Genomic DNA, 20363 nt, shown 5'->3' with positions numbered 1-20363 from the left:
GGTGTTCTAGCGTCTGGGTGTGGAGATGTCGTCCCCGGCCGAGCTCGGTTCCGCACTGGGCCGGGCCGGGGTGTCCGACGTGCTCACCGACGCCACCTACCGGGCCGCCTACTCGGCGGACGCCTCCCTGTACCGGGTGGTGCCACAGGCCGTGGTCCGCCCCCGGCACGAGGACGACGTCGCGGCCACGCTGCAGGTCTGCCGGGACCTCGGCGTCCCGCTGACCGCCCGCGGCGCCGGCACGTCGGTCGCCGGCAACGCGATCGGCCCGGGCGTCGTCCTCGACCTCTCCCGGCACCTGGACCGCGTCCTGGACGTCGACCCGGACGCGCGGACCGCGCGGGTGCAGGCCGGCGCCGTGCATGCCACGCTCCAGGCGGCCGCCGCCCGGCACGGTCTCCGCTTCGGCCCTGACCCGTCCACGCACACGCGGTGCACCGTCGGCGGGATGATCGGCAACAACGCCTGCGGCGCCCGGACGCTGGGCTACGGCCGCACCGTGGACAACGTCGCGGGCCTGCGCGCGCTGACCGCCGGGGGCGACTGGCTGACCACCGGCCGCGAGGGCGGCGGGCGGCCCACGGTGTCCGGCCCCGCTCCGCTGCTGGACCGGCTCCGCGAGGTCGTCGGGGGTGGGCTCGCGGTCGCCCGCACCGAGTTCGGCACCTTCGGCCGCCAGGTGTCCGGCTACGCCGTCGACGCGCTGCTGCCCGAGCGCGGGTTCGACGTCGGGTCGCTGCTGGTCGGCAGCGAGGGCACCCTCGCTGTCGTCACCGAGGCCACCGTCGACCTGGTCACCGACCCCGCGGTCCGGCTGCTCGTCGTGCTCGGGTACCCCGACTTCGGCACCGCCGGTGACGCCATCCCCGCCCTGCTGCCGCACGCACCCACCGCCTGCGAGGGGATCGACTCCCGGATCGTCGAGGTCGTCCGCGAGCGCCGCGGGCCCGGCGCGGTGCCCGCCCTGCCCGGTGGCCGGGCCTGGCTCTTCGTCGAGATCGCCGACGCCGACCTGCCAGCCGCGCGCGAGCGGGCGGAGCGGCTGATCGCCGACGCGGGTGCGGTGGACGCCGTCCTCGTCGACGAACCGGCCCGCATCGCCGCGCTCTGGCGGATCCGCGAGGACGGCGCCGGACTGGCCGGCCGTGCCCCCTCCGGCCGGCCCGCGCACGCCGGCTGGGAGGACGCCGCCGTCCCCCCGGCCCGGATCGGCGACTACCTGCGCGCCTTCGACGCCCTCGTGGACGAGCACGGGCTGACGGCCATGCCCTACGGGCACCTGGCCGACGGGTGCGTGCACGTGCGGCTGGACTTCCCGCTGGACCGGCCCGGCGGCCCGGCCACCTTCCGGGCGTTCCTGGAGGCCGCGGCCGACCTGGTGGTGGGCTTCGGCGGGTCGCTCTCCGGCGAGCACGGCGACGGCCGGGCCCGCAGCGAGCTCCTGCCCCGGATGTACTCCCCCGCCGCGCTGGGGCTGTTCCGCGCGGTCAAGACCGCCTTCGACCCGGCCGGGCTGCTCAACCCAGGAGTGCTGGTCGACCCCGACCCCGTCGACGCCGCCGTCCGGGTCGCCGCCGCCCGGCCGGTCCGCCGGCAGCTGGCGTTGGCCTACGCCGAGGACGGCGGTGACTTCACCCAGGCGGTGCACCGCTGCACCGGGGTGGGCAAGTGCCGCGCCGACACCACCGCGAGCGGTGGGGTCATGTGCCCCTCCTGGCTGGCCACCCGGGAGGAGAAGGACTCCACCCGCGGCCGCGCCCGGGTGCTGCAGGAGATGGTCGGCGGCGACCCGGCCGACGGGCTCGTGGACGGTTGGCGCGCCCCCGCCGTGCACGAGGCGCTGGACCTGTGCCTGCAGTGCAAGGGCTGCGCGTCGGACTGCCCGACCGGTGTGGACATGGCCGCCTACAAGACCGAGGTGCTGCACCAGTCCTACCGGCGCCGGCTGCGGCCCCGGACGCACTACACCCTCGGCTGGCTGCCCCGGTGGTCCCGGCTGGCCACCCGGGTGCCGCGGCTGGCGAACGCGGCCACCCGGCTGCCCGGGCTGCGCCGGCTCGCGCTGTTCGCCGCCGGCGTCGACGCCCGCCGGTCGGTGCCCGCCTTCACCACCGAGACGTTCCGCGCCTGGTTCGCCCGCACGGCCGACCGGCGGCGCACCGAGGGCCGGCCGGTGCTGCTGTTCGTCGACAGCTTCACCGACGCCTTCACCCCCGAGGTCGGCCGCGCCGCCGTCGAGGTGCTGGAGGACGCCGGCTACCGGCCGCGGATCACCTCGTCGCGCGCCTGCTGCGGGCTGACCTGGATCACCACCGGGCAGCTCGACGCGGCCCGCCGCATCCTCGGCCGCACCGTCGACGAACTCGCCGCCGCCGTCGACGCCGGCATCCCGGTGGTCGGCCTGGAACCCTCCTGCACCGGGGTGCTCCGCGGCGACGCCACCGAGCTGCTGCACACCGACGCCGCCGCCCGGGTCGCCGCGGGCACCCGCACGCTGGCGGAACTGCTGACCGCCGACGCCGGCTGGGCTCCGCCGTCGCTGGCCGGCACCACGGTGATCGCCCAGCCGCACTGCCACCACCACGCGGTGATGGGCTGGTCGGCCGACGCCCGGCTGCTCGCCGACGCCGGCGCGGAGGTCACCCGGCTGGGCGGCTGCTGCGGGCTGGCCGGCAACTTCGGTGTCGAGCGCGGCCACCACGAGGTGTCGGTCGCGGTGGCCGCGCTGCAGCTCTCCCCCGCGCTCGCCGCCGCAGCGCCCGGGGACGTGCTGCTCGCCGACGGGTTCTCCTGCCGCACCCAGGCCGACGACCTGCACGGGGTGCGCGGCGTGCACCTCGCCCAGCTCCTCGCCCGAGGCCTCGCCGCCGGCGCCCCCGAGCCGGGCACCGGCGGCGAACGGGTCTAGCCGTTCAGCGGCCGGCCTTGGCCAGCGCCGCGTCCAGCCGGGGGTAGACCCGGCGGACGTTGTGCTCGAAGACGTCGGCGCGGGCCTGCTCGTCCAGGGAGCCCTTGTCGAACGCGGCCTCGACGTAGCGGCGGGTGTCGTCGTAGTAGTGGCCGGTGCGGGCGTCGATCCCCCGCACCGCGCCGACCATCTCCGAGCCGAAGAGCACGTTGGGGGTGTCGATGACGTCCAGCAGCAGGTCGATGCCCGGCTGGTGGTAGACGCAGGTGTCGAAGAAGACGTTGCCCATCACGTTCGTCTCCACCGCGGGCTGCTTCAGCATGTCGGCCAGGCCCCGGTAGCGGCCCCAGTGGTAGGGCACCGCCCCGCCGCCGTGCGGGATGACCAGCCGCAGGTCCGGCAGGTCGCCGAAGAGGTTGCCCTGCACCAGCTGCATGAACGCCGTCGTGTCGGCGCTGATGTAGTAGGCGCCGGTGCCGTGGAAGAACGGGGTCGCCGACGCCGACACGTGCACCATCGCCGGCACGTCGAGGGAGATCATCGCCTCGTAGAACGGGTACCAGCTGCGGTCGGTCAGCGCGGGGGACGTCCAGTGCCCCCCGCTCGGGTCGGGGTTGAGGTTGCAGCCGACGAAGCCCAGCTCCTCGACGCAGCGCCGCAGCTCGGCGATGGACCCCTCGATCGGCACGCCGGGTGACTGGGGCAGCTGGGCGACGCCGACGAACCGGTCCGGGTAGAGCGTCGTCACCCGGTGCACCAGGTCGTTGCAGCGCCGCGTCCACTCCAGGCTGACGCCCTCGTCGCCGACGTGGTGCGCCATCGCCGAGGCGCGCGGGGAGAACAGCGTGACGTCGATGCCGCGCTCGTCCATCAGCCGCAGCTGGCTGCCCTCGATGACCTCGCGCAGCTCGTCGTCGCTGATGTCCGGGTAGGCCGGGGCGGACGTGCCTGCCTCCCAGGCAGCCACCTGCTCCTCCCGCCAGGCGGTGTGCGCGGTGGGGGCGGTCGTGAAGTGGCCGTGGCAGTCGATGATCATGCGGGAGCTCCCTGCTGTCGGTCGCGCAGCTCGCCGAGCAGGTCGCGGGCGGCTGCCGCGACCCGCGGCTGCACCCCCAGCTCGGTCAGCTGCTCGGTGGCGGCGGCCATCTCGTCGGCCCGCCGGCGGGCGTGCTTGTGGGTGCCGTCGACCAGCCGGTCGATGGTGTGCTCGTCGAAGCCGGCGAGCTCGGCGCTGATGTTGCCGCGGAGCCAGTCGGCACAGCCGGCCACCTCGGCGGCGGCCAGTGCCTCGACCACGGCCGCGGCCAGCCCCTTGTAGAAGACGCTGCGCAGCAGCTTCCGGGAGATCGCCTCCCCCACCGGGCCGGGCTGCACGGTGACCTGGGCACCGAGGCCCCCCATCAGCTCCGCGTACCGGGCGGCGGCCGGCCCGGAGACCAGCATCGGCGTGCGCAGGCCCTTGCCGGGGACCGGCGCCATCAGCGCGACGTCGACCACGTCGGCGGCCGACCCGGCCGCCTCGGCCAGCGCCACCTTCACCCCTGGCGAGGCGGTGTTCAGGTCGGCCCAGACGGTCCCCGGCCGCAGACCCGGCAGCGCGTTCTGCAGCGCGGTCAGCGCGTCGTGGGAGCTGTTGGCGCTGAGCACCAGGTCGGCGTCCCGGACGGCGTCCGCCTCGTCGGACCGCGGGGCCACCCCCTCGACGGCGGGCACCGCCGGGTCGTAGCCGCGGACGTCGGCGCCCGCGGCCACCAGGTCACCGGCGATCTCCGCGCCGGCCTCCCCCAGGCCCAGCAGGGCGATCCGGACCGTCACCGGGACCCGCCCCAGGCGTCGCCCTCCGGGTCGGTCGCGGCCGACTCCTCCTGCTCCTCACCGACCGGCGGCGTGCCGTGGGTGTGGAACGTGGAGATGGTCTGCAGCCCCCACGCCTGCCCCTTGGCCCGCTCGGCGGCCGACCAGTCGATCGGCTGCCAGTCGGGGGCGAGGACCAGCCGGGCCCCGGGGTTGTCCAGCTCGATCCGGTTGCCCGCCGGGTCCCAGACGTAGAGGAAGAAGCTCTGCTGGATGGTGTGCTTGTGCGGCCCGGTCTCGATGTGGATGCCGTGCTCCAGCGCCAGGTCCGCGGCCCGGATGACGTCGTCCCGGCTGTCGACGGCGAAGGACAGGTGGTGCAGCCGGCCGGAGGTCCCGGTGTTGTCCCGGGTCCAGACCGCGTCGTAGCCCTTGTTGGTGAACGTGGTCCAGCTGCCGGCCACCCCGTCGTCCAGGACGATCTGCTCGGTGACCATGCCGCCGAGGACGTCCACGGCGAAGTCGCGGTTGGCGACGGGGTCGACCCCGAGGTAGTTGATGTGGTCGATGCGGCGCACGCTCACGCCCCGGCCGGGGTAGGCCTGGGCCTGGTTCTTCAACGCCGGCTTGAGGTCGCCCTCGGGCCGGTACCACTCGGTCTCGTGGTAGACGCCCATCTCGTGGCCGTCCGGGTCGGTGAACACGTAGACCGGGCCGTAGCCGGGGTCGCCGTCCTGCCAGCCCCTGCCCAGCCCGGTCGCCTCGATCGCGGCCACCCGGCGCTGGAGCGCCTCCGGGCTGCTCGCACGGAAGTTCGTCCGGCCGACCCCCGGCCGCGCGGCCGCCGTCAGCTTGATCGTGGTGTTCTCGTAGTCGTCCCAGGCCCGCAGGAAGACCGAGTCGCCGGACCTGCCGTTCTCGGTCATCCCGAGGTACCGGACGTAGAAGTCCAGGCACTCCACCGGCTTGTCCGTGAGCACCTCGACGTGGGCGAGGTGGGCGATGTCGTGGAGCGGGGGCACGAGCTCTCCTTCGAGTCGGGTGTCCGGGGCGGGGTGCGTCAGCGGGCGCGGGGGAAGGCCGTGCCGTCGAACAGCTTGCGGGCGGTGCGCACCACGCCGGAACGCCGCACCGTCGGCGGGGTGGTGCCGGCGTCGACGACGACGTCGACCAGCAGGTGCCCGGTGGGGTGCTCGACGTCGACCTGGGAGGTGTCGGCCGGCCAGTCAGCGGTGAGCTCGGAGCCGACCGCGCCGGGCAGCAGCATCCCGGTGACGACGCTGACCGCGGCCAGCACCCCGATCGAGCTGTGCGGGTCGACGGGGATGAACGAGCGGGTGCACACCTGGCCGCCGTCACGCGCCGGCGCCAGCAGTGCGGTCTTGGGCACCGAGCTGCCGGAGACGTCGCCCAGTCCCATGAGCTCGCCTGCTCGCCTGCGGAAGGCGTCGACCCGCTGGAGCAGGGCGGTGTCGGCGGCCAGCTCCTGGTGGCTCTCGTAGCCGGTGAGGCCGAACGACGTGGCCATCGCGAGGACGACCACCATGCCGTTGTCGACGCAGGTCGCCTCGATGCCGTCGATCGTGTCGCGCACGTGCCCGGTGGGCAGCAGGCTGCCGGTCGTCGACCCCGCGGTGTCGGAGAAGGCCAGCGTGACCGGCGCGGCGGTGCCCGGGACGCCGGCGATCGCGACGTCTCCGCGGTACTCCGGCCGGCGGCCGGGGGTCGGGAAGGTGGCGACTGCGGTGCTGTCGGAGTTGACCATCCGGATCCGCACGCTGGTCTCGCCGTCCTCGGCGGGCACCAGGCCGCGTTCGACCGCGAACGGGCCGACGCCGGCGAGGATGTTGCCGCAGTTCTGCTGGTCGCTCACCGTGGGCTGGTCGACCCCCAGCTGCAGGAACAGGTAGTCGACGTCGGCGTCCGAGTGCTCGGAGCGGCTGACGATCGCCACCTTGCTGGTCAGCGACGTCGACCCGCCCAGGCCGTCGATCTGGCGTGGGTCGGGGCTGCCCATCAGGCGCAGCAGCAGGTCGTTGCGCTCGGCCTCGTCGCGGGGCAGGTCGCCCGGCTCGAAGTACAGGCCGCGGGACGTGCCGCTGCGCATCATGGTGCAGCGGACGCCGGTGTCGTCGTAGCTGGTCACCGTCAGCTCCTCACCGCGGGACGGTGGCCGCCGCTGGCCGGTGTCCCTGCCGGTGACGCTAGGACCGCTCGGCGAGGATTGTCAACAATCCGTGCCGACCGTCGACGGTGCTGCCGGCGTCAGCCCGTGGGCGGCTCCCGCAGCATCCCGATGACCGCGCGCACGTGCTCCCGGGCCGCTGTCTCCGCCGCGTCGCCGTCCCGCGCCACGATGGCGGCGACGACCCGCTGCAGCTCTGCCAGGGAGTGCCGGGGCCGGTCGGGGCGCAGCGACAGCCGGTACTGGTGCCGCACGATCTGCGCCTGCAGGCGCTCCACCAGGGCTGCCGCGACGTGCTGCCCGGCGATCTCCGACACCAGGGCGTGGTGCTGCTGGATCAGCGCCGAGTACTCGGTCAGCTCCTGGCGGGCGAGCGCCTCCGCCATCCGCCGGGCGTTCGCCTCGAGCCGGGCGACGCCCTCGTCGGTCACCGACTCGGCGGCCTTGCGGGCGAGCAACCCGTCGAGCACCAGGCGGCATTCCATGATCGCGACCGCCTCGTCCGCCGACACGGTGCGCACCCGCGCGCCCCGGTTGGGCACGCGCTCGACCAGCCCGTCGGCGACCAGCGCGTCCAGGGCCGTCCGCGCGCTGCTGCGGGTGACCCCGTACCGCTCACCGAGCTCCGCCTCGACCAGCCGCTGGCCCGGCAGGACGTCGCCGCGCGCCAGCTCGGCACGCAACCGCTCCTCGGCCAGCCGCCTGCCCCGGGCGCCGCTGAGCAGCGCCCCGTCCGGTCCGGCCGCGTCGGTCACGTGCGGAACGGTAGGCAGCCCGGTCCGGCGGCTCAACGACCGGCACCTCCACCGCACCCCCGCGGGGGGCACGGGTCCCCGGCAGCGGCTCCGCGGTCAGGTGGTGCCGGTGGCCGCCGCCGTGGTCCGGCCCGCCGTCCTCGCCAGGTGCAGCCAGGTGTCGACGACGGTGTCCGGGTTCAGCGACATCGACTCGATCCCCTGCGCCACCAGCCACTCGGCCAGGTCGGGGTGGTCGCTGGGGCCCTGCCCGCAGATGCCCACGTACTTGCCGCGCTCCAGGCAGGCCCGGATCGCCATCTCCAGCGCGGCGAGCACCGCGGGGTCGCGCTCGTCGAAGCCGCCGGCCACCAGGCCGGAGTCCCGGTCCAGCCCCAGCACCAGCTGGGTCATGTCGTTCGACCCGATGGAGAAGCCGTCGACGTGCTCGAGGAACTCGCCGGCCAGCAACGCGTTGGAGGGCAGCTCGCACATCATCACCACCGAGAGGTCGTTCTCCCCGCGCCGGAGCCCGTGCTCGCCGAGCAGGCGCACCACGCCCTCGATCTCGGCGACGGTCCGGACGAACGGGATCATGATCTTGACGTTGGTCAACCCCATCTCGTCGCGGACGTGGCGCAGCGCCGCGCACTCCATGGCGAAGCAGTCGGCGAAGTCGGCCGACAGGTACCGCGATGCGCCGCGGTAGCCGAGCATCGGGTTCTCCTCGTGCGGCTCGTACAGCTCGCCGCCGAGGAGGTTGGCGTACTCGTTGGACTTGAAGTCGCTCATCCGCACGATCACCGGTTCGGGAGCGAACGCCGCGGCGATCATCGACACCCCCTCGGCGACCCGCTGGACGAAGAAGTCCCGCGCCGAGGGGTAGGCGGCGATCCGCTCCTCGATCTGCGCCTTGAGCGGCGCGTCCAGGGTGTCCAGCTCCAGCAGCGCCCGGGGGTGGATGCCGATCTGCCGGTTGATGATGAACTCCAGCCGGGCCAGCCCGACGCCGGCGTGCGGCAGCCGGGAGAAGGCGAACGCCTGCTCCGGCGTCCCGACGTTCATCATGATCTTGGTGGGGATCTCCGGCATGGCGTCCAGCTCGGTCTCCGCGACCTCGAACCCCACCTCCCCGGCGTAGACCAGGCCGGTGTCGCCCTCGGCGCAGGAGACGGTGACCGGGTCGCCGTCGCGCAGCGCGCGGGTGGCGGTGCCGGTGCCGACGACGGCGGGGATGCCGAGCTCGCGGGCGATGATCGCCGCGTGGCAGGTGCGCCCGCCGCGGTTGGTCACGATCGCCGCGGCCCGCTTCATGATCGGTTCCCAGTCCGGGTCGGTCATGTCGGCGACCAGCACGTCGCCGGCGGCGAAGGAGTCCATCTGGTCGAGGTCGGAGAGCACCCGGACCGCACCCGCGCCGATCTTCTGCCCGATCGCCCGGCCCTCGACCACGACCTCCCCGGAGCCGGTGAGCCGGTAGCGCTCGGAGGTGTTCCCCGAGCGGGACTGCACCGTCTCCGGGCGGGCCTGCAGGATGAACAGCCGGCCGGTGACCCCGTCCTTGCCCCACTCGATGTCCATCGGCCGGCCGTAGTGCTCCTCGATCCGGAGCGCCTGCCGGGCCAGCTCGGTCACCTCGTCGTCGGTGAGGGACAGCACCCGCCGGTCGGTCGGGTCGACGTCGACGAACTCCGTCGTCCGGCCGACCTCGGCGTGCTCGGTGTAGACCATCTTGGTGGCCTTCTCGCCCACGCCGCGCTTGAGGATCGCCGGGCGCCCGGCGCGCAGCGCGGGCTTGTAGACGTAGAACTCGTCGGGGTTGACCGCCCCCTGCACCACACCCTCGCCCAGCCCGTAGGCCGAGGTGACGAAGACCGCGTCGGAGAAGCCGGACTCGGTGTCCATGGTGAACAGCACGCCGGAGGCGCCGACGTCCGAGCGGACCATCCGCTGCACGCCGGCCGACAGCGACACCGACTCGTGGTCGAAGCCGTGGTGCACCCGGTAGGCGATCGCCCGGTCGTTGTACAGGGAGGCGTAGACCTCCCGGACGGCCTGCAGCACCGCGTCGATCCCCCGGACGTTGAGGAACGTCTCCTGCTGCCCAGCGAAGGAGGCGTCGGGCAGGTCCTCGGCGGTGGCGCTGGAGCGCACGGCGAACGAGGCGTCGCCGTCGTCACCTGCCAGCTGCTCGTACGCCGCCCGGACGTCGGCCTCCAGCGCCGGCGGGAACGGCTGCTCGACGACGGCCTGGCGGATCTCCCGGCCCGCCGCGGCCAGGGCCCGGACGTCGTCGGTGTCCAGGTCCCGCAGCCGGTCGGCGATCCGGTCGGCCAGGCCGGTGTCGCCGAGGAAGCGCTGGTAGGCGGCCGCGGTGGTGGCGAACCCGTCGGGGACGCTGACCCCGGCGTCGGCCAGGTGGGAGATCATCTCGCCCAGCGAGGCGTTCTTGCCGCCGACCACCTCGAGGTCGCCCAGCCCCAGATCGGCGAACCACCGGACGTTGTCGTCGGTACCGGTACGGGTGTCACTGCTCATCAGGTCGTCCCTCTTCGTCGAAGGTCTCTGGCATGGGCGGGCCGCCCGGCCGAACGCCGCTGCCGGGCCAGGGTCTGGATCACCACGGCGGCGATCTCCTCGACGGAGGCCGCCGAGGTATCCACGGTGGGCAGGTCGTGGGCCTCGTACATCGCCGTCGCCCGGCGCAGCTCGAAGCGGCACTGCTCCTCGGAGGCGTACCGGGAGTCCGGGCGCCGTTCCTGCCGCACCCGGCTGAGCCGGGAGACCGTGGTGGTCAGGCCGAAGCAGCGGTCGCGCAGGTCGCGGACCGGGCGGGGCAGGTCGGTGGTCTCCAGGTCCTCGTCGACCAGCGGGTAGTTGGCCACGAACAGGCCGTGCTGGAGGGCGAGGTACATCGCCGTCGGGGTCTTGCCGCAACGGGACGGCGCGAGCAGGACGACGTCGGCCCGGTCCAGCCCGCGCGGGCTCAGGCCGTCGTCGTGCTCGATGGCGAACTCGATCGCCGCCATCCGGTCGTTGTACCGCCGGACGTCGCCCACCCCGTGCAGCCGCCGGGCCTCGCGCAGCCCCCGGGCGCCGAGCTGCTGCTCCACCAGGCCCATGTGCATCCCGAAGAAGTCGATGATCGGCGCCCTGGTCCTCAGCAGCTCCTCGCGCACCTCGTCGACCGCGGCGGTGGTGAACACCAGCGGCGCCACCGGGCCGGCCATCACCTCGTCGAGCTGCGCGACGACCTCGCGAGCCATCTCGACGGTGGAGATGAACGGGATCAGCGTCCGCTCGAAGTGCACGTCGGGGAACTGGATGAGCAGCGCGTTGCCCATCGTCTCGGCGCTGATCCCGGTGCTGTCGGACAGGAAGAACACCGGGACGACGGCGTCCGGGTCCCGGGCAGGGTCCATGCCGGCACCTCCGGTCGTCTGCGTCGTTGCAGAGAGAGCGAGCTCGGGTGAGCATCACACGCCGGGCGCCGCTGTGGCGGATCTGCTCCGATCCGCGGAAGACCCGGGCGGCGCGCGCCGGTGCGGGTGCCCGCGCGGCACACCGTTCCCGCCTGTCACCTCACGCAACGCACCGCTCCCCACCGGCGCACGGTCAACAAGTGACGAAGCGGACCGGTTCGTCTCGTCCGCACTGCACTCGCGCAGACCACCTCCGGTTCCCTACTGTCGGTGGCAACACGGAAGCGCAGCGTCGCAGTGATGAGTGAGCGCGCTGTCCGTGCACCGCCACCGAGAGGAACTCCCGTGTCCCTGCCCCAGCGCTCCCCCGCTCCGGCTCTCCCCCGCCCGGCCGCTCCCACCCAGCACCGCTACGCCCGGCCCGCGGTGCCCGGCCCGCGCACGGCGATGCGCCCGGCGCCGACGGGCTCCCGCCTGCAGCCCGGCGCCGTGCCCGCCGGGCAGTACCCGGTGGGCATGCGACCGGCCCAGCCGGCCGTCCGCCCGCTGGCCGAGCGGCCCGCTCCGCGCGCGGTGGCCGCGTTCCTGACCGTGGCCGAGGTCGCGGCGATCATGCGCGTGTCGAAGATGACCGTGTACCGCCTCGTGCACGGCGGCGAGCTCGCTGCGGTCCGCGTCGGCCGCTCCTTCCGGGTCCCCGAGCCCGCCGTGCGCGAGTACCTGGCCGAGGCCCGCACCGACCTCGACTGAGCGGAGCGCGGTTCGCGCCCGGGCGGTCGTGGTCGGGCGTGGCATCCGCACGATCTCGTACCGCACCCTAGGCTCCCGCCGTCGGCGTCACCGGGGAACGCCGCGGGCCCGGAGGCGCACATGTCCACGACCGTCACGACAGACGACCCAGCCGGCGACGGCGGAGGGCAGCCCGCACCGACGTCGGGGCGTCGCTCCCCACTCCGGTCGGTGCTGGTCTGGTCCGCCGTGGCCGCGCTCGGCGCGGTCGCCTGGACCGTGCTGGCGCTGGCCCGCGGGGAGTCGGTCTCCGCGCTGTGGATCCTGTTCGCGGCGCTGTGTTCCTACGCCATCGCGTACCGCTTCTACTCGCGGTTCATCACCTACCGGGTGTTGCGTGCCGACGACCGCCGCGCCACCCCCGCAGAGCGGCTGCACAACGGTGTCGACTTCGACGTCACCGACCGCCGGGTGCTGTTCGGCCACCACTTCGCCGCCATCGCCGGAGCCGGGCCGCTGGTCGGGCCGGTGCTCGCCGCGCAGATGGGCTACCTGCCGGGGACCATCTGGATCGTCGTCGGCGTCATCTTCGCCGGGGCCGTCCAGGACCTGACCGTGCTGTTCTTCTCGATGCGCCGCAACGGGAAGAGCCTGGGGCAGATGGTCCGCGAGGAGATCGGCATCGTCGGCGGGATCGCAGCGCTCGTCGCCGTCTTCGCCATCATGATCATCATCCTGGCCGTCCTCGCGCTGATCGTCGTCAACGCGCTGGCCGAGTCGCCCTGGGGCGTCTTCTCGATCGCCCTGACCATCCCGATCGCCCTGTTCATGGGCATCTACCTGCGCCGGCTCCGCCCCGGCAGGGTGCTCGAAGCCACCGGCATCGGCGTCGTCGCACTGCTGCTGGCGATCATCGGTGGCGGCTGGGTCCAGGACAGCGGGCTGGCCGACGCGCTGACGCTGTCCAAGGAGTGGCTGGTCCTCGCGCTGGTCGTCTACGGGTTCGTCGCCTCGGTGCTGCCGGTCTGGCTGCTGCTCACGCCGCGCGACTACCTGTCGACGTTCATGAAGGTCGGCGTGATCCTGCTGCTGGCCGCCGGCCTGCTGATCGCCCGGCCGGTCCTGCAGGCCGACGCGGTCACCGACTTCGCCCGGGAGGGGACCGGCCCGGTCTTCGCCGGCTCGCTGTTCCCGTTCGTCTTCATCACCATCGCCTGCGGCGCGCTGTCCGGCTTCCACGCCCTCATCTCGTCGGGGACGACCCCGAAGATGGTGGCCAAGGAGAGCCAGGTCCGGCTCATCGGCTACGGCGGGATGCTGATGGAGTCCTTCGTGGCCATCAGCGCGCTGATCGCCGCGTGCGTCATCGACCAGGGCCTCTACTTCGCCATGAACAGCCCGGCCGGGGCCACCGGCGGGACGGTCGAGACCGCGGCCGCCTTCGTCAACGGGTTCGGCTTCGACACGACCGCCCAGGACCTCGCCGCCGCAGCCGCGGCCGTCCAGGAGCCCACCCTCATCTCGCGCACCGGCGGCGCCCCCACCCTGGCCGTGGGGATCTCGCGGATCTTCAGCGAGGCGTTCGGCGGCGGGCTCCAGGCGTTCTGGTACCACTTCGCGATCATGTTCGAGGCGCTGTTCATCCTCACCGCCGTCGACGCCGGGACGCGGGTCGGCCGCTTCATGCTCCAGGACTCGGTGGGCAACGTCTGGAAGAGGTTCGGCGACCTGTCCTGGCGACCCGGCAACGTCATCGCCAGCGCCGTCGTCGTCGGCCTGTGGGGCTCGGTGCTCTACATCGGGGTCACCGACCCGCTGGGCGGGGTGAACCAGCTCTTCCCCCTGTTCGGGATCGCCAACCAGCTGCTCGCCGCGATCGCGCTGACCCTGTGCACGGTGCTGCTGATCAAGCACGGCAAGCTGCGCTACGCCTGGGTCCCCGGCATCCCGCTGGCCTGGGACCTCGTCGTCACCATGACGGCGAGCTGGCAGAAGGTCTTCTCCGACACCCCGGCGATCGGGTACTTCGCGCAGGCGCAGCGCTACCGCGACGCGCAGGCCGCCGGCGAGCTGCTGGCGCCGGCGCAGGACCAGGGGCAGATGGACCAGGTCGTCTTCAACAGCACGCTCAACGGCGTCCTGCAGGCCTTCTTCGCGGTGCTGGTGCTCGTCGTCGCCGCCAACGCGGTGGTCGTCGTCGTCCGGGCGATCCGGGCCGGGGGCTCGCTGCCGACGTCCGAGGAGCCGGCCACCCCGTCGCAGCTCGTCGAGCCCTCCGGGCTGTTCGCCACGGCCGAGGAGAAGCGGGCCCTGGCCGAGCACGAGCGGCTCGTCGGCGCGGGGTCCGGTCGCGGCGGCCGACCCGCGGACGGCGGCCGGCCGTGACCGCCGGGGAGGTGCGGGGCGCCCTCCTCCGCGCCGGGCGCGGGGTGCGCTGGTACCTGCGCGCGTGGAGCGGCGAGGCGCGCTGGGACGAGTACCTGGCCGAGTGCGCCGCGCACGGGCACCCGCCGGTCAGCCGGCGGGAGTTCGAACGCCGTCGCGCCACGGCCCTGGAGCGGACCGCGGGCGGCCGCTGCTGCTGATCCCCGCCGGCGCAGGACCGCGTTCCGGTGGGTGGGGAGCCGTTCCGCCGTCCGGGAGGGGCGACTCAGCCGGCGAAGACGGCGCTCAGGGCCGCGGCAGCGTCGCGGTGGTCGCGGACCGGCCTGAACCGGCCACGCCCGGCCCGGGCGAGGTCGCGTCCCAGCTCCACGTCCACCTCCCCGGAGGTGTCCAGCAGCACGTCCAGCCGAGGCAGCCGGGCCGCGGTGAGCCGCGGGTCCGGCCCGGCGTTGTGCACGCAGTCGGAGAGCAGGAGCACGCGGGAGTCCCGTGGTGGCGCCCCGCCCAGCTGCGCCGCAGCCGTCTCCAGCGCGAAGGTCACGTTGGTCAGCCCCTGGGCCGGCACCCGGAGCAGCAAGTCCAGGACGGCGAGCGGCGCCACCTGCTGCTCCATCCGCACCAGGACCGCGGCATCGGACCAGAAGGCCACCACCGCGAGCCGGTCCCGGGCCAGCTCCCCGGCCAGCGCACCGACCGTGGCCGCGGCAGTGCGCACCCGCTCGCCCCTCATCGACCCCGACACGTCCACCACCAGCACGACCGATCGCCTCTGCCGCACCCGCTCGCGGACGACGATGTCGCCCGCCTCCGGGAACGGGTTGCCGGCGATCGCCTCCAGGGTGCGCTCCAGGTCCAGCTCGTCCGAGCCGCCGCTCCAGGCCGTGCTCGTCAGCTCCCCGACGCCCCGGCGCGAACGGCGCTCCCGCGGTGGCCTGGGCACCGAGAGCCGCCGGGCAATCTGCCGGGCGCGGGCTCGGGTGCGCTGGTCGACCGAGCTCTCCGTGGCCAGGTCGGCGAGCGGGACCAGGTCGGCCGGCTCGTCCGTCGTGCCCGACGCGGTGCCGCCCGGTCGGGACGCCCCGGTCCGGGTCCGTCGGCGGTCACCGGAGGACAGCGCCAGCCCGCCGCCACCCGGGGCCGGCTCGTACAGCGAGGGCTGCTCGGTGAGCTGTTTGGGCTTCCGGCGCAACGGCCGCATCCCCCGAGCAGCACCAGACCGGTCGCGCCGGGCGATCGGCGAGTCGCCCTCGACCGCTCTTCAACCAGGCTCGGCGGCTGCCGGCTGCAGCAGGAAGTGGTCCTCCCAGATCTCCCGGAGCACCGCCTCCGGCGTCGTCTCGACGGTCTCGTCGAGGAAGACCCGCCCGGACAGCGCCAGCAGCACGGCGTCCAGGACCACGGCGGTGTACTCCGCCGGCAGCCCGCGTGGTGGGGAGACCGACGGCTCGTCGGGCAAGGGCACGGCCCGCATCGCGGCGAGCTCGGCGGCGACGAGCGCGGTGTCGATGGCCCCGCGCACGCTGCTGCCCTGCCGAATGTCGTCCCGTTCCCGGGTCGCCCGGGTCAGCGCCACGGCGTCGGCGACCAGCCTGGGCGACTCGACGCCGGTGCGGCGGCCGACGATGCCGCGCTCGGCGTCGGCGTCCTGGTAGCCGATGGCCAGCCGGCAGAGCCGGTCGTGCACCGAGGTGGACAGCCGGGTGGTGCCGACGTTGTCGTAGGGGTTCATCGAGGCGACCACCCGGAAGCTGGGCTCCGCGGCCACCGTCCCGACCCGGGGGATGGCGATCCGCCGCTCGGCCATCGCGGTGAGCAACGTGTTGAGCGTGTCCTCCGGCGCGCGGTTGAACTCCTCGACGTACAGGAAGCCGCCGGCGCGCATCGCCTCCACCAGCGGGCCGGGCACGAAGTTGTCCGGCGAGTAGTCCTCGCGCAGCACCCGCGCCGGGTCGTGGTGCCCGACGAGCCGGGTGGGCGTCAGGTCGGCGTTGCCCTCGACGAACACCAGCGGGATGCCCCACTCAGCGGTGATCGACCGCAGCAACGTGGACTTCGACGTCCCCGGCGGCCCTTCCAGCAGGACGTCCCGGCCGGCGGCGACCGCGGCCAGCAGCAGGTCCAGTTCCCGGGCCCGGCCCACCAGGTGGCGGGCCACCCGGCTGCGAACAGCCCGGACCGAGGCGCCGTCGTCGCCGGTGACCCGGCCGCCGGTCACCCCGGGATCGACGTGCTCGTGCGTGTCCAGGGCGTGCTCCTCGCTCCGCCGCAGCGGGGACGGCGACCGTTCGGCCGCCGTCCCCGCCCCGGTCACTTGGCGGTGTATCCGGCGTCGACCGGGAGGGTCACGCCGGTGATGTACCGCGCCTCGTCGGAGACGAGGAACAGGATCGCGTTGGAGATGTCGACCGGCTCCACCCACGGGATCGGCAGGGCGTTGGTCGAGGCGAAGATCGGCGCGGCCTTCTCCCGGCTGGGTGCCGGGTCGTCGGGCGCGAACAACCCCCACGTCTTCTGGTTCTGGATCATCACCGTGTCCACCCCCGTGGGGTGGACCGTGTTGACCCGGATGGAGTGCTGGGCGAACTCGTTGGCCAGGGTCCGCATGATCCCCACGACGCCGTGCTTGGCCGCGGTGTAGTGGATCGTGTTCGGCGTCCCCTTGAGCCCGGCGGTCGAGCTGGTCAGCACGATCGCCCCGCCCCGCCCGCCCTCGATGAGGTGCGGCAGGGCCACCTTGCAGGTGTTCCAGACCCCGGTGAGGTTGACGTCGATCATCTCCCGCCAGGCGTCGTCGGTGAGCTCCAGCGCCGGCTCGATCTCGAACACCCCGGCGTTGCCCAGCACGATGTCCAGGCGGCCGAGCTGGGCCACCCCGTCGTCGACCGCCGCCCGCAGCGCCGCGGTGTCCCGGACGTCGGCCTTCGTGGCGACGATCCGCCGGTCCAGCGCCTCGACCTGCCGCACGGTCTCGGCCAGGTCCTCGTCGGTGGCCGGCGGGTACATCTGGATCGACTCCACCGGGCCGGCGATGTCGACCGCGATGATGTCCGCGCCCTCCTGCGCCAGCCGCACGGCGTGGCTGCGCCCCTGGCTGCGCGCCGCACCGGTGATGAAGGCGACCTTGCCCTCGACCCGCCCGCTCACTTGGCGAGGATCCCGGCGTCGACGGGCAGGGTGACGCCGGTGACGTAGCGGCCGTCGTCGGAGACCAGGAACAGGATGGCGTTGGAGATGTCGACCGCCTCGATCATCTCCACCGGCAGCAGGTTGGAGATCGCGCCGGCCATCGAGGGGTCCTCGGCCAGGAACTTCTCCATCACCGGGTTGACGACCATCGGGGTGTTCACCCCGGTCGGGTGCACGGTGTTCACCCGGATCCGGTGCTGCGCCAGGGTGGTGGCGAAGGTCCGCATCAGCCCGACCACCCCGTGCTTGGCCGCGGTGTACCCCTGGCCGCCGGCGCTGTCCCCGCCGATCCCCTTGAGCCCGGCGGTCGAGCTGGTCAGCACGATCGCACCGCCGTCACCCTGCTCGATCAGCACGGGCGCGGCAGCCCGGACGGTGTTCCAGACCCCGGTGAGGTTGACGTCGATGACGTCCTGCCACGCCTGCGGGGTGTCGGCCCCCTCGCCCATCGGGGCGATGCCCGCGTTGGCCAGCACGATGTCCAGCCGCCCCAGCTGGGCGACCCCCTCGCGCACCGCCGTCTCCATCGCCGTTCGGTCCCGGACGTCGGCCTGGCTGGCGATGATCCGCCGGTCGAGGGCCTCCACCTCCTTGACCGTCTGCTGCAGGTCCTCTGGCGTCGCCAGGTCGTAGGCGACCGAGTCGATCTGCTGGCAGAGGTCGACGGCGATGATGTCCGCGCCCTCCTGCGCCAGCCGCACCGCGTGGCTGCGACCCTGACCGCGTGCCGCGCCGGTGATGAACGCGACCTTGCCGTCGAGCTTTCCCATTCGTCCTTCTCCTCAGACGTCGTCGTCAGCGGATCCGGTCTCTCGCCTCGCGGCGGGGGATCGATCCCCGGCGCCCTGGTCGGGCACCGAGTTCAGGGGTGCGGCCGTCGTCCGACCGCCGCACGTCCGGCCCAGCTGTGCCGGTGGCCCGGGGCGACTGGCCGTGGGCGCGCCCACGGCAAGCTCCTCGTGTCGACCACGGCGCCCCCGGGTGATCTGGGTCACGGACGAGACGTCGCCGACGTTAGTGGCACTCGGTGCCGAAAGGCAATGGCCGACGGGGCGCGGGGTCCCTCCGGCCCGGCCACGGACCCGGACCACCCCGTCAGCGGCCGGCCGGTTCCGCGGGCAGCAGGAGGCGGAGCATGCCGAGGAGCGCGTCGGCGAGCTCGGTCTCCGGATGGGCGATCCAGTGCGCGTGGGCGGCGACCGTCGCGGCGACCACCGCGTGCCCCAGGGCCTCCGCGTAGTAGGGGTCCGCGCACGGGCGCGTCCGGGCGTGGTCGGCCACTGCCCGGCACCACCGGGACAGCACCACCGAGGTGTGTGCGGCGAGCGCGGGGACGCCGAGGATCAGCTGGGCGCGCTGCAGTGCCCACTCGCGGTCCTCCGGTGGGTGGTGCAGGGCGGCGAGGACGGCGCGGGTCACCACCGCCGGGCGGGGCTCGCCGGGATGCGCGGCGGCGAGCCCCTGGCGGAGCCGGGCCAGCTCGGCCGGGGACTCGACGAAGAGCACGTCGGCCTTGCTCTCGAAATAGCGGAAGAAGGTGCGCCGACCGATCCCGGCGGCCCGCGCGATGTCGTCGATGCTGGTTCCCTCGAACCCCGCTGTGACGAACAACCGCTGCGCGACGGCAGCCAGCTCGTGGGGGGTGGTTACCGCGGGTCGCCCGGTCGCTCCGGCCGGATGTGCAGCTCGATCCCCCACATCCACCAGTCTGCTCCGCCGGCGGGTCATCCACCGCCGGCGCCCGCGACTCCGGGCCGGCGGCGCACCCGGTCGCTGTGGGCACGGTCGACCGGTCGGTCGGCTGCCCGGCAGACCACCGCGAGGGCCGCCAGGCCGGCGACGACCCACCAGGGGTGGGCCACCAACGTCTCCTCCGCACCGGCCAGCGGATCGGCCGACCAGCCCAGCCGGTCCAGCGCCCAGGTCGTCGCGGCGACCAGGGCGACCAACGCCCCCACGGTGCGGACCTGCGGGTACCACCGGGTGCGGGAGAGCAGGTACAGCGAGGGGAACACCAGGGCGACGGTGAGCAGCTGGGCCAGCTCGACACCCACGTTGAAGGCCAGCAGCGCGGGGACCGAGGTGGCGCCGGCCAGGCCCAGGTCGGTGAGGATGCCGGCGAACGCGAGCCCGTGCACCAGGCCGAAGCCCCCGGCCACGAGCACCTCACCGCGGCGGGCCAGCGGGCGCAGGGCGTGCACCGCGGCGACGCCGACCGACACCGCGATCAGCACCTCGACCGGCGCGCTGGGCGCGGCCACCCAGCCCAGCGCGGAGGCGAGCAGGGTCAATGAGTGCCCCACGGTGAAGGCGGTGACCACCGCCAGCACCGCGCCGAGGGTGGGGCGTACGCCGTCCCGCCGGCGCCACCGGCCGCCGACCGCCACCACCGGGGCGATCAGCAGCAGGGTGAGCAGGAACAGCAGGTGGTCCGCGCCCGCCAGCACGTGGTGCAGGCCGTAGCCGACCATGTCGGCCAGCCCGGTGGCGGCCGCGTCGCCGACCACGAGGGTGTCGTCGGTGGCGGTGAGCACGCCGGCGGTGGAGATGTCCCCGGCGGCGTCGGTCAGCACGACCACAGCCTCGTGCGAGGTGTCGGTCGCGATGACCCCGTCGTAGGCCAGCGTGAACGACGACGGGTCCGCTCCCCCGGTGTCGAGCACCACGTCGACGCGGTAGGAGTCGATGCCCTCGACCGTCTCGCGCACCACCGGCGACCAGGTCTCGGCCCAGACGCTGCCGTCGCGGCCGGTGACGGACAGGTGGTCGGCCAGGTACTCGGTCACCGCCACGTCGGTGGCCGCCTCGCCGAGCACCGCGTCGAGGGTGTCGGCGGCGACGGAGACGGTGGCCTCGACCTGCTCCTCCCCCACCCGCACCGCCAGGGTGCTGCTGGTCAGGCTGTGCGCCTGGGCCGTGCCGGCGGTGAGCAGCAGCAGCCCCCCGGCCGCGACACCGCTCAGGGCGGTGGCGGCCATGACTCGGGAGAGCGGGGCACGAAGGGCGCGCGTCGTCATGGC

The 20363-nt window shown here is 74.0% G+C and carries 17 protein-coding genes; 4 read left to right on the top strand and 13 right to left on the bottom strand.

What is annotated here, in order from left to right; all coding sequences use genetic code 11:
• The first annotated feature begins 25 nt into the window (after positions 1-25).
• The gene (locus ACI795_RS12410) at positions 26-2908 is read left to right on the top strand and encodes an FAD-binding and (Fe-S)-binding domain-containing protein (RefSeq protein WP_457075856.1); all 2883 of its coding nucleotides are present in this window, start codon (positions 26-28) and stop codon (positions 2906-2908) included.
• Between the two features lie 4 nt (positions 2909-2912).
• Here ACI795_RS12410 and ACI795_RS12405 read toward each other — a convergent pair whose 3' ends face one another.
• From ACI795_RS12405 to ACI795_RS12375, 7 genes are all read right to left on the bottom strand, one after another.
• Positions 2913-3944 (bottom strand): amidohydrolase family protein, encoded by a 1032-nt coding sequence (locus ACI795_RS12405; protein WP_457075817.1) that lies wholly within the window; start codon positions 3942-3944, stop codon positions 2913-2915.
• Positions 3941-4723: a DUF1932 domain-containing protein gene (locus ACI795_RS12400; RefSeq protein ID WP_457075816.1), complete on the bottom strand. Its 783-nt coding sequence runs from the start codon at positions 4721-4723 to the stop codon at positions 3941-3943. Before ACI795_RS12400 ends, ACI795_RS12405 begins: the two co-directional genes overlap by 4 nt.
• Positions 4720-5724 carry a VOC family protein gene (locus ACI795_RS12395; protein ID WP_457075815.1) on the bottom strand — a complete coding sequence of 335 codons (1005 nt, stop codon included), beginning with the start codon at positions 5722-5724 and terminating at the stop codon, positions 4720-4722. The genes ACI795_RS12400 and ACI795_RS12395 overlap by 4 nt, the downstream gene beginning before the upstream one ends.
• 38 nt (positions 5725-5762) lie before the next feature.
• Complete coding sequence (locus tag ACI795_RS12390) at positions 5763-6848, bottom strand: 4-oxalomesaconate tautomerase (RefSeq protein ID WP_457075814.1); 1086 nt, start codon at positions 6846-6848, stop codon at positions 5763-5765.
• Positions 6849-6967: 119 nt separating this feature from the next.
• The gene (locus tag ACI795_RS12385) at positions 6968-7642 is read right to left on the bottom strand and encodes a GntR family transcriptional regulator (protein WP_457075813.1); all 675 of its coding nucleotides are present in this window, start codon (positions 7640-7642) and stop codon (positions 6968-6970) included.
• Positions 7643-7738: 96 nt separating this feature from the next.
• The gene (gene ppsA, locus ACI795_RS12380; protein WP_457075812.1) at positions 7739-10159 is read right to left on the bottom strand and encodes a phosphoenolpyruvate synthase; all 2421 of its coding nucleotides are present in this window, start codon (positions 10157-10159) and stop codon (positions 7739-7741) included.
• Positions 10159-11043, bottom strand: coding sequence for a pyruvate, water dikinase regulatory protein (locus tag ACI795_RS12375; protein WP_457075811.1), 885 nt, complete (start codon positions 11041-11043; stop codon positions 10159-10161). Before ACI795_RS12375 ends, ppsA begins: the two co-directional genes overlap by 1 nt.
• 345 nt (positions 11044-11388) lie before the next feature.
• On the opposite strand from ACI795_RS12375, the gene ACI795_RS12370 reads away from it, so the two are divergent.
• The 3 genes from ACI795_RS12370 (at position 11389) to ACI795_RS12360 (ending at position 14357) form a co-directional block, all read left to right on the top strand.
• Positions 11389-11793 carry a helix-turn-helix domain-containing protein gene (locus ACI795_RS12370; RefSeq protein ID WP_457075810.1) on the top strand — a complete coding sequence of 135 codons (405 nt, stop codon included), beginning with the start codon at positions 11389-11391 and terminating at the stop codon, positions 11791-11793.
• A gap of 210 nt (positions 11794-12003) precedes the next feature.
• Positions 12004-14157, top strand: coding sequence for a carbon starvation CstA family protein (locus ACI795_RS12365; RefSeq protein ID WP_457075809.1), 2154 nt, complete (start codon positions 12004-12006; stop codon positions 14155-14157).
• Complete coding sequence (locus tag ACI795_RS12360) at positions 14154-14357, top strand: YbdD/YjiX family protein (RefSeq protein WP_457075808.1); 204 nt, start codon at positions 14154-14156, stop codon at positions 14355-14357. Before ACI795_RS12365 ends, ACI795_RS12360 begins: the two co-directional genes overlap by 4 nt.
• A gap of 65 nt (positions 14358-14422) precedes the next feature.
• Here ACI795_RS12360 and ACI795_RS12355 read toward each other — a convergent pair whose 3' ends face one another.
• The 6 genes from ACI795_RS12355 to ACI795_RS12330 form a co-directional block, all read right to left on the bottom strand.
• Complete coding sequence (locus ACI795_RS12355; RefSeq protein WP_457075807.1) at positions 14423-15355, bottom strand: vWA domain-containing protein; 933 nt, start codon at positions 15353-15355, stop codon at positions 14423-14425.
• 60 nt (positions 15356-15415) lie between these two features.
• Entirely contained in the window at positions 15416-16468 is a 1053-nt protein-coding gene (locus ACI795_RS12350; RefSeq protein WP_457075806.1) for an AAA family ATPase, read from the bottom strand.
• Entirely contained in the window at positions 16465-17301 is an 837-nt protein-coding gene (locus ACI795_RS12345; protein ID WP_457075805.1) for a mycofactocin-coupled SDR family oxidoreductase, read from the bottom strand. Before ACI795_RS12345 ends, ACI795_RS12350 begins: the two co-directional genes overlap by 4 nt.
• Positions 17298-18113 (bottom strand): mycofactocin-coupled SDR family oxidoreductase, encoded by an 816-nt coding sequence (locus tag ACI795_RS12340; protein ID WP_457075804.1) that lies wholly within the window; start codon positions 18111-18113, stop codon positions 17298-17300. Before ACI795_RS12340 ends, ACI795_RS12345 begins: the two co-directional genes overlap by 4 nt.
• A gap of 325 nt (positions 18114-18438) precedes the next feature.
• Entirely contained in the window at positions 18439-19071 is a 633-nt protein-coding gene (locus tag ACI795_RS12335; protein ID WP_457075803.1) for an acyl-CoA-like ligand-binding transcription factor, read from the bottom strand.
• Complete coding sequence (locus ACI795_RS12330) at positions 19068-20321, bottom strand: HupE/UreJ family protein (protein ID WP_457075802.1); 1254 nt, start codon at positions 20319-20321, stop codon at positions 19068-19070. The genes ACI795_RS12335 and ACI795_RS12330 overlap by 4 nt, the downstream gene beginning before the upstream one ends.
• Positions 20322-20363: the final 42 nt, after the last annotated feature.

This window comes from Modestobacter sp. SYSU DS0290 (assembly GCF_054050955.1).
Note: the sequence above shows the minus strand (reverse complement) of the source record. Positions and strands in the feature narration are given on the sequence as shown.

Coding starts and splice junctions, on each gene's coding strand:
- ACI795_RS12405 (WP_457075817.1), bottom strand. CDS start 3,944: ATGATCATCGACTGCCACGGCCACTTCACGACCGCCCCCACCGCGCAC.
- ACI795_RS12355 (WP_457075807.1), bottom strand. CDS start 15,355: ATGCGGCCGTTGCGCCGGAAGCCCAAACAGCTCACCGAGCAGCCCTCG.
- ACI795_RS12340 (WP_457075804.1), bottom strand. CDS start 18,113: ATGGGAAAGCTCGACGGCAAGGTCGCGTTCATCACCGGCGCGGCACGC.
- ACI795_RS12335 (WP_457075803.1), bottom strand. CDS start 19,071: ATGACCCGCCGGCGGAGCAGACTGGTGGATGTGGGGGATCGAGCTGCA.
- ACI795_RS12330 (WP_457075802.1), bottom strand. CDS start 20,321: ATGGCCGCCACCGCCCTGAGCGGTGTCGCGGCCGGGGGGCTGCTGCTG.
- ppsA (WP_457075812.1), bottom strand. CDS start 10,159: ATGAGCAGTGACACCCGTACCGGTACCGACGACAACGTCCGGTGGTTC.
- ACI795_RS12375 (WP_457075811.1), bottom strand. CDS start 11,043: ATGGACCCTGCCCGGGACCCGGACGCCGTCGTCCCGGTGTTCTTCCTG.
- ACI795_RS12410 (WP_457075856.1), top strand. CDS start 26: ATGTCGTCCCCGGCCGAGCTCGGTTCCGCACTGGGCCGGGCCGGGGTG.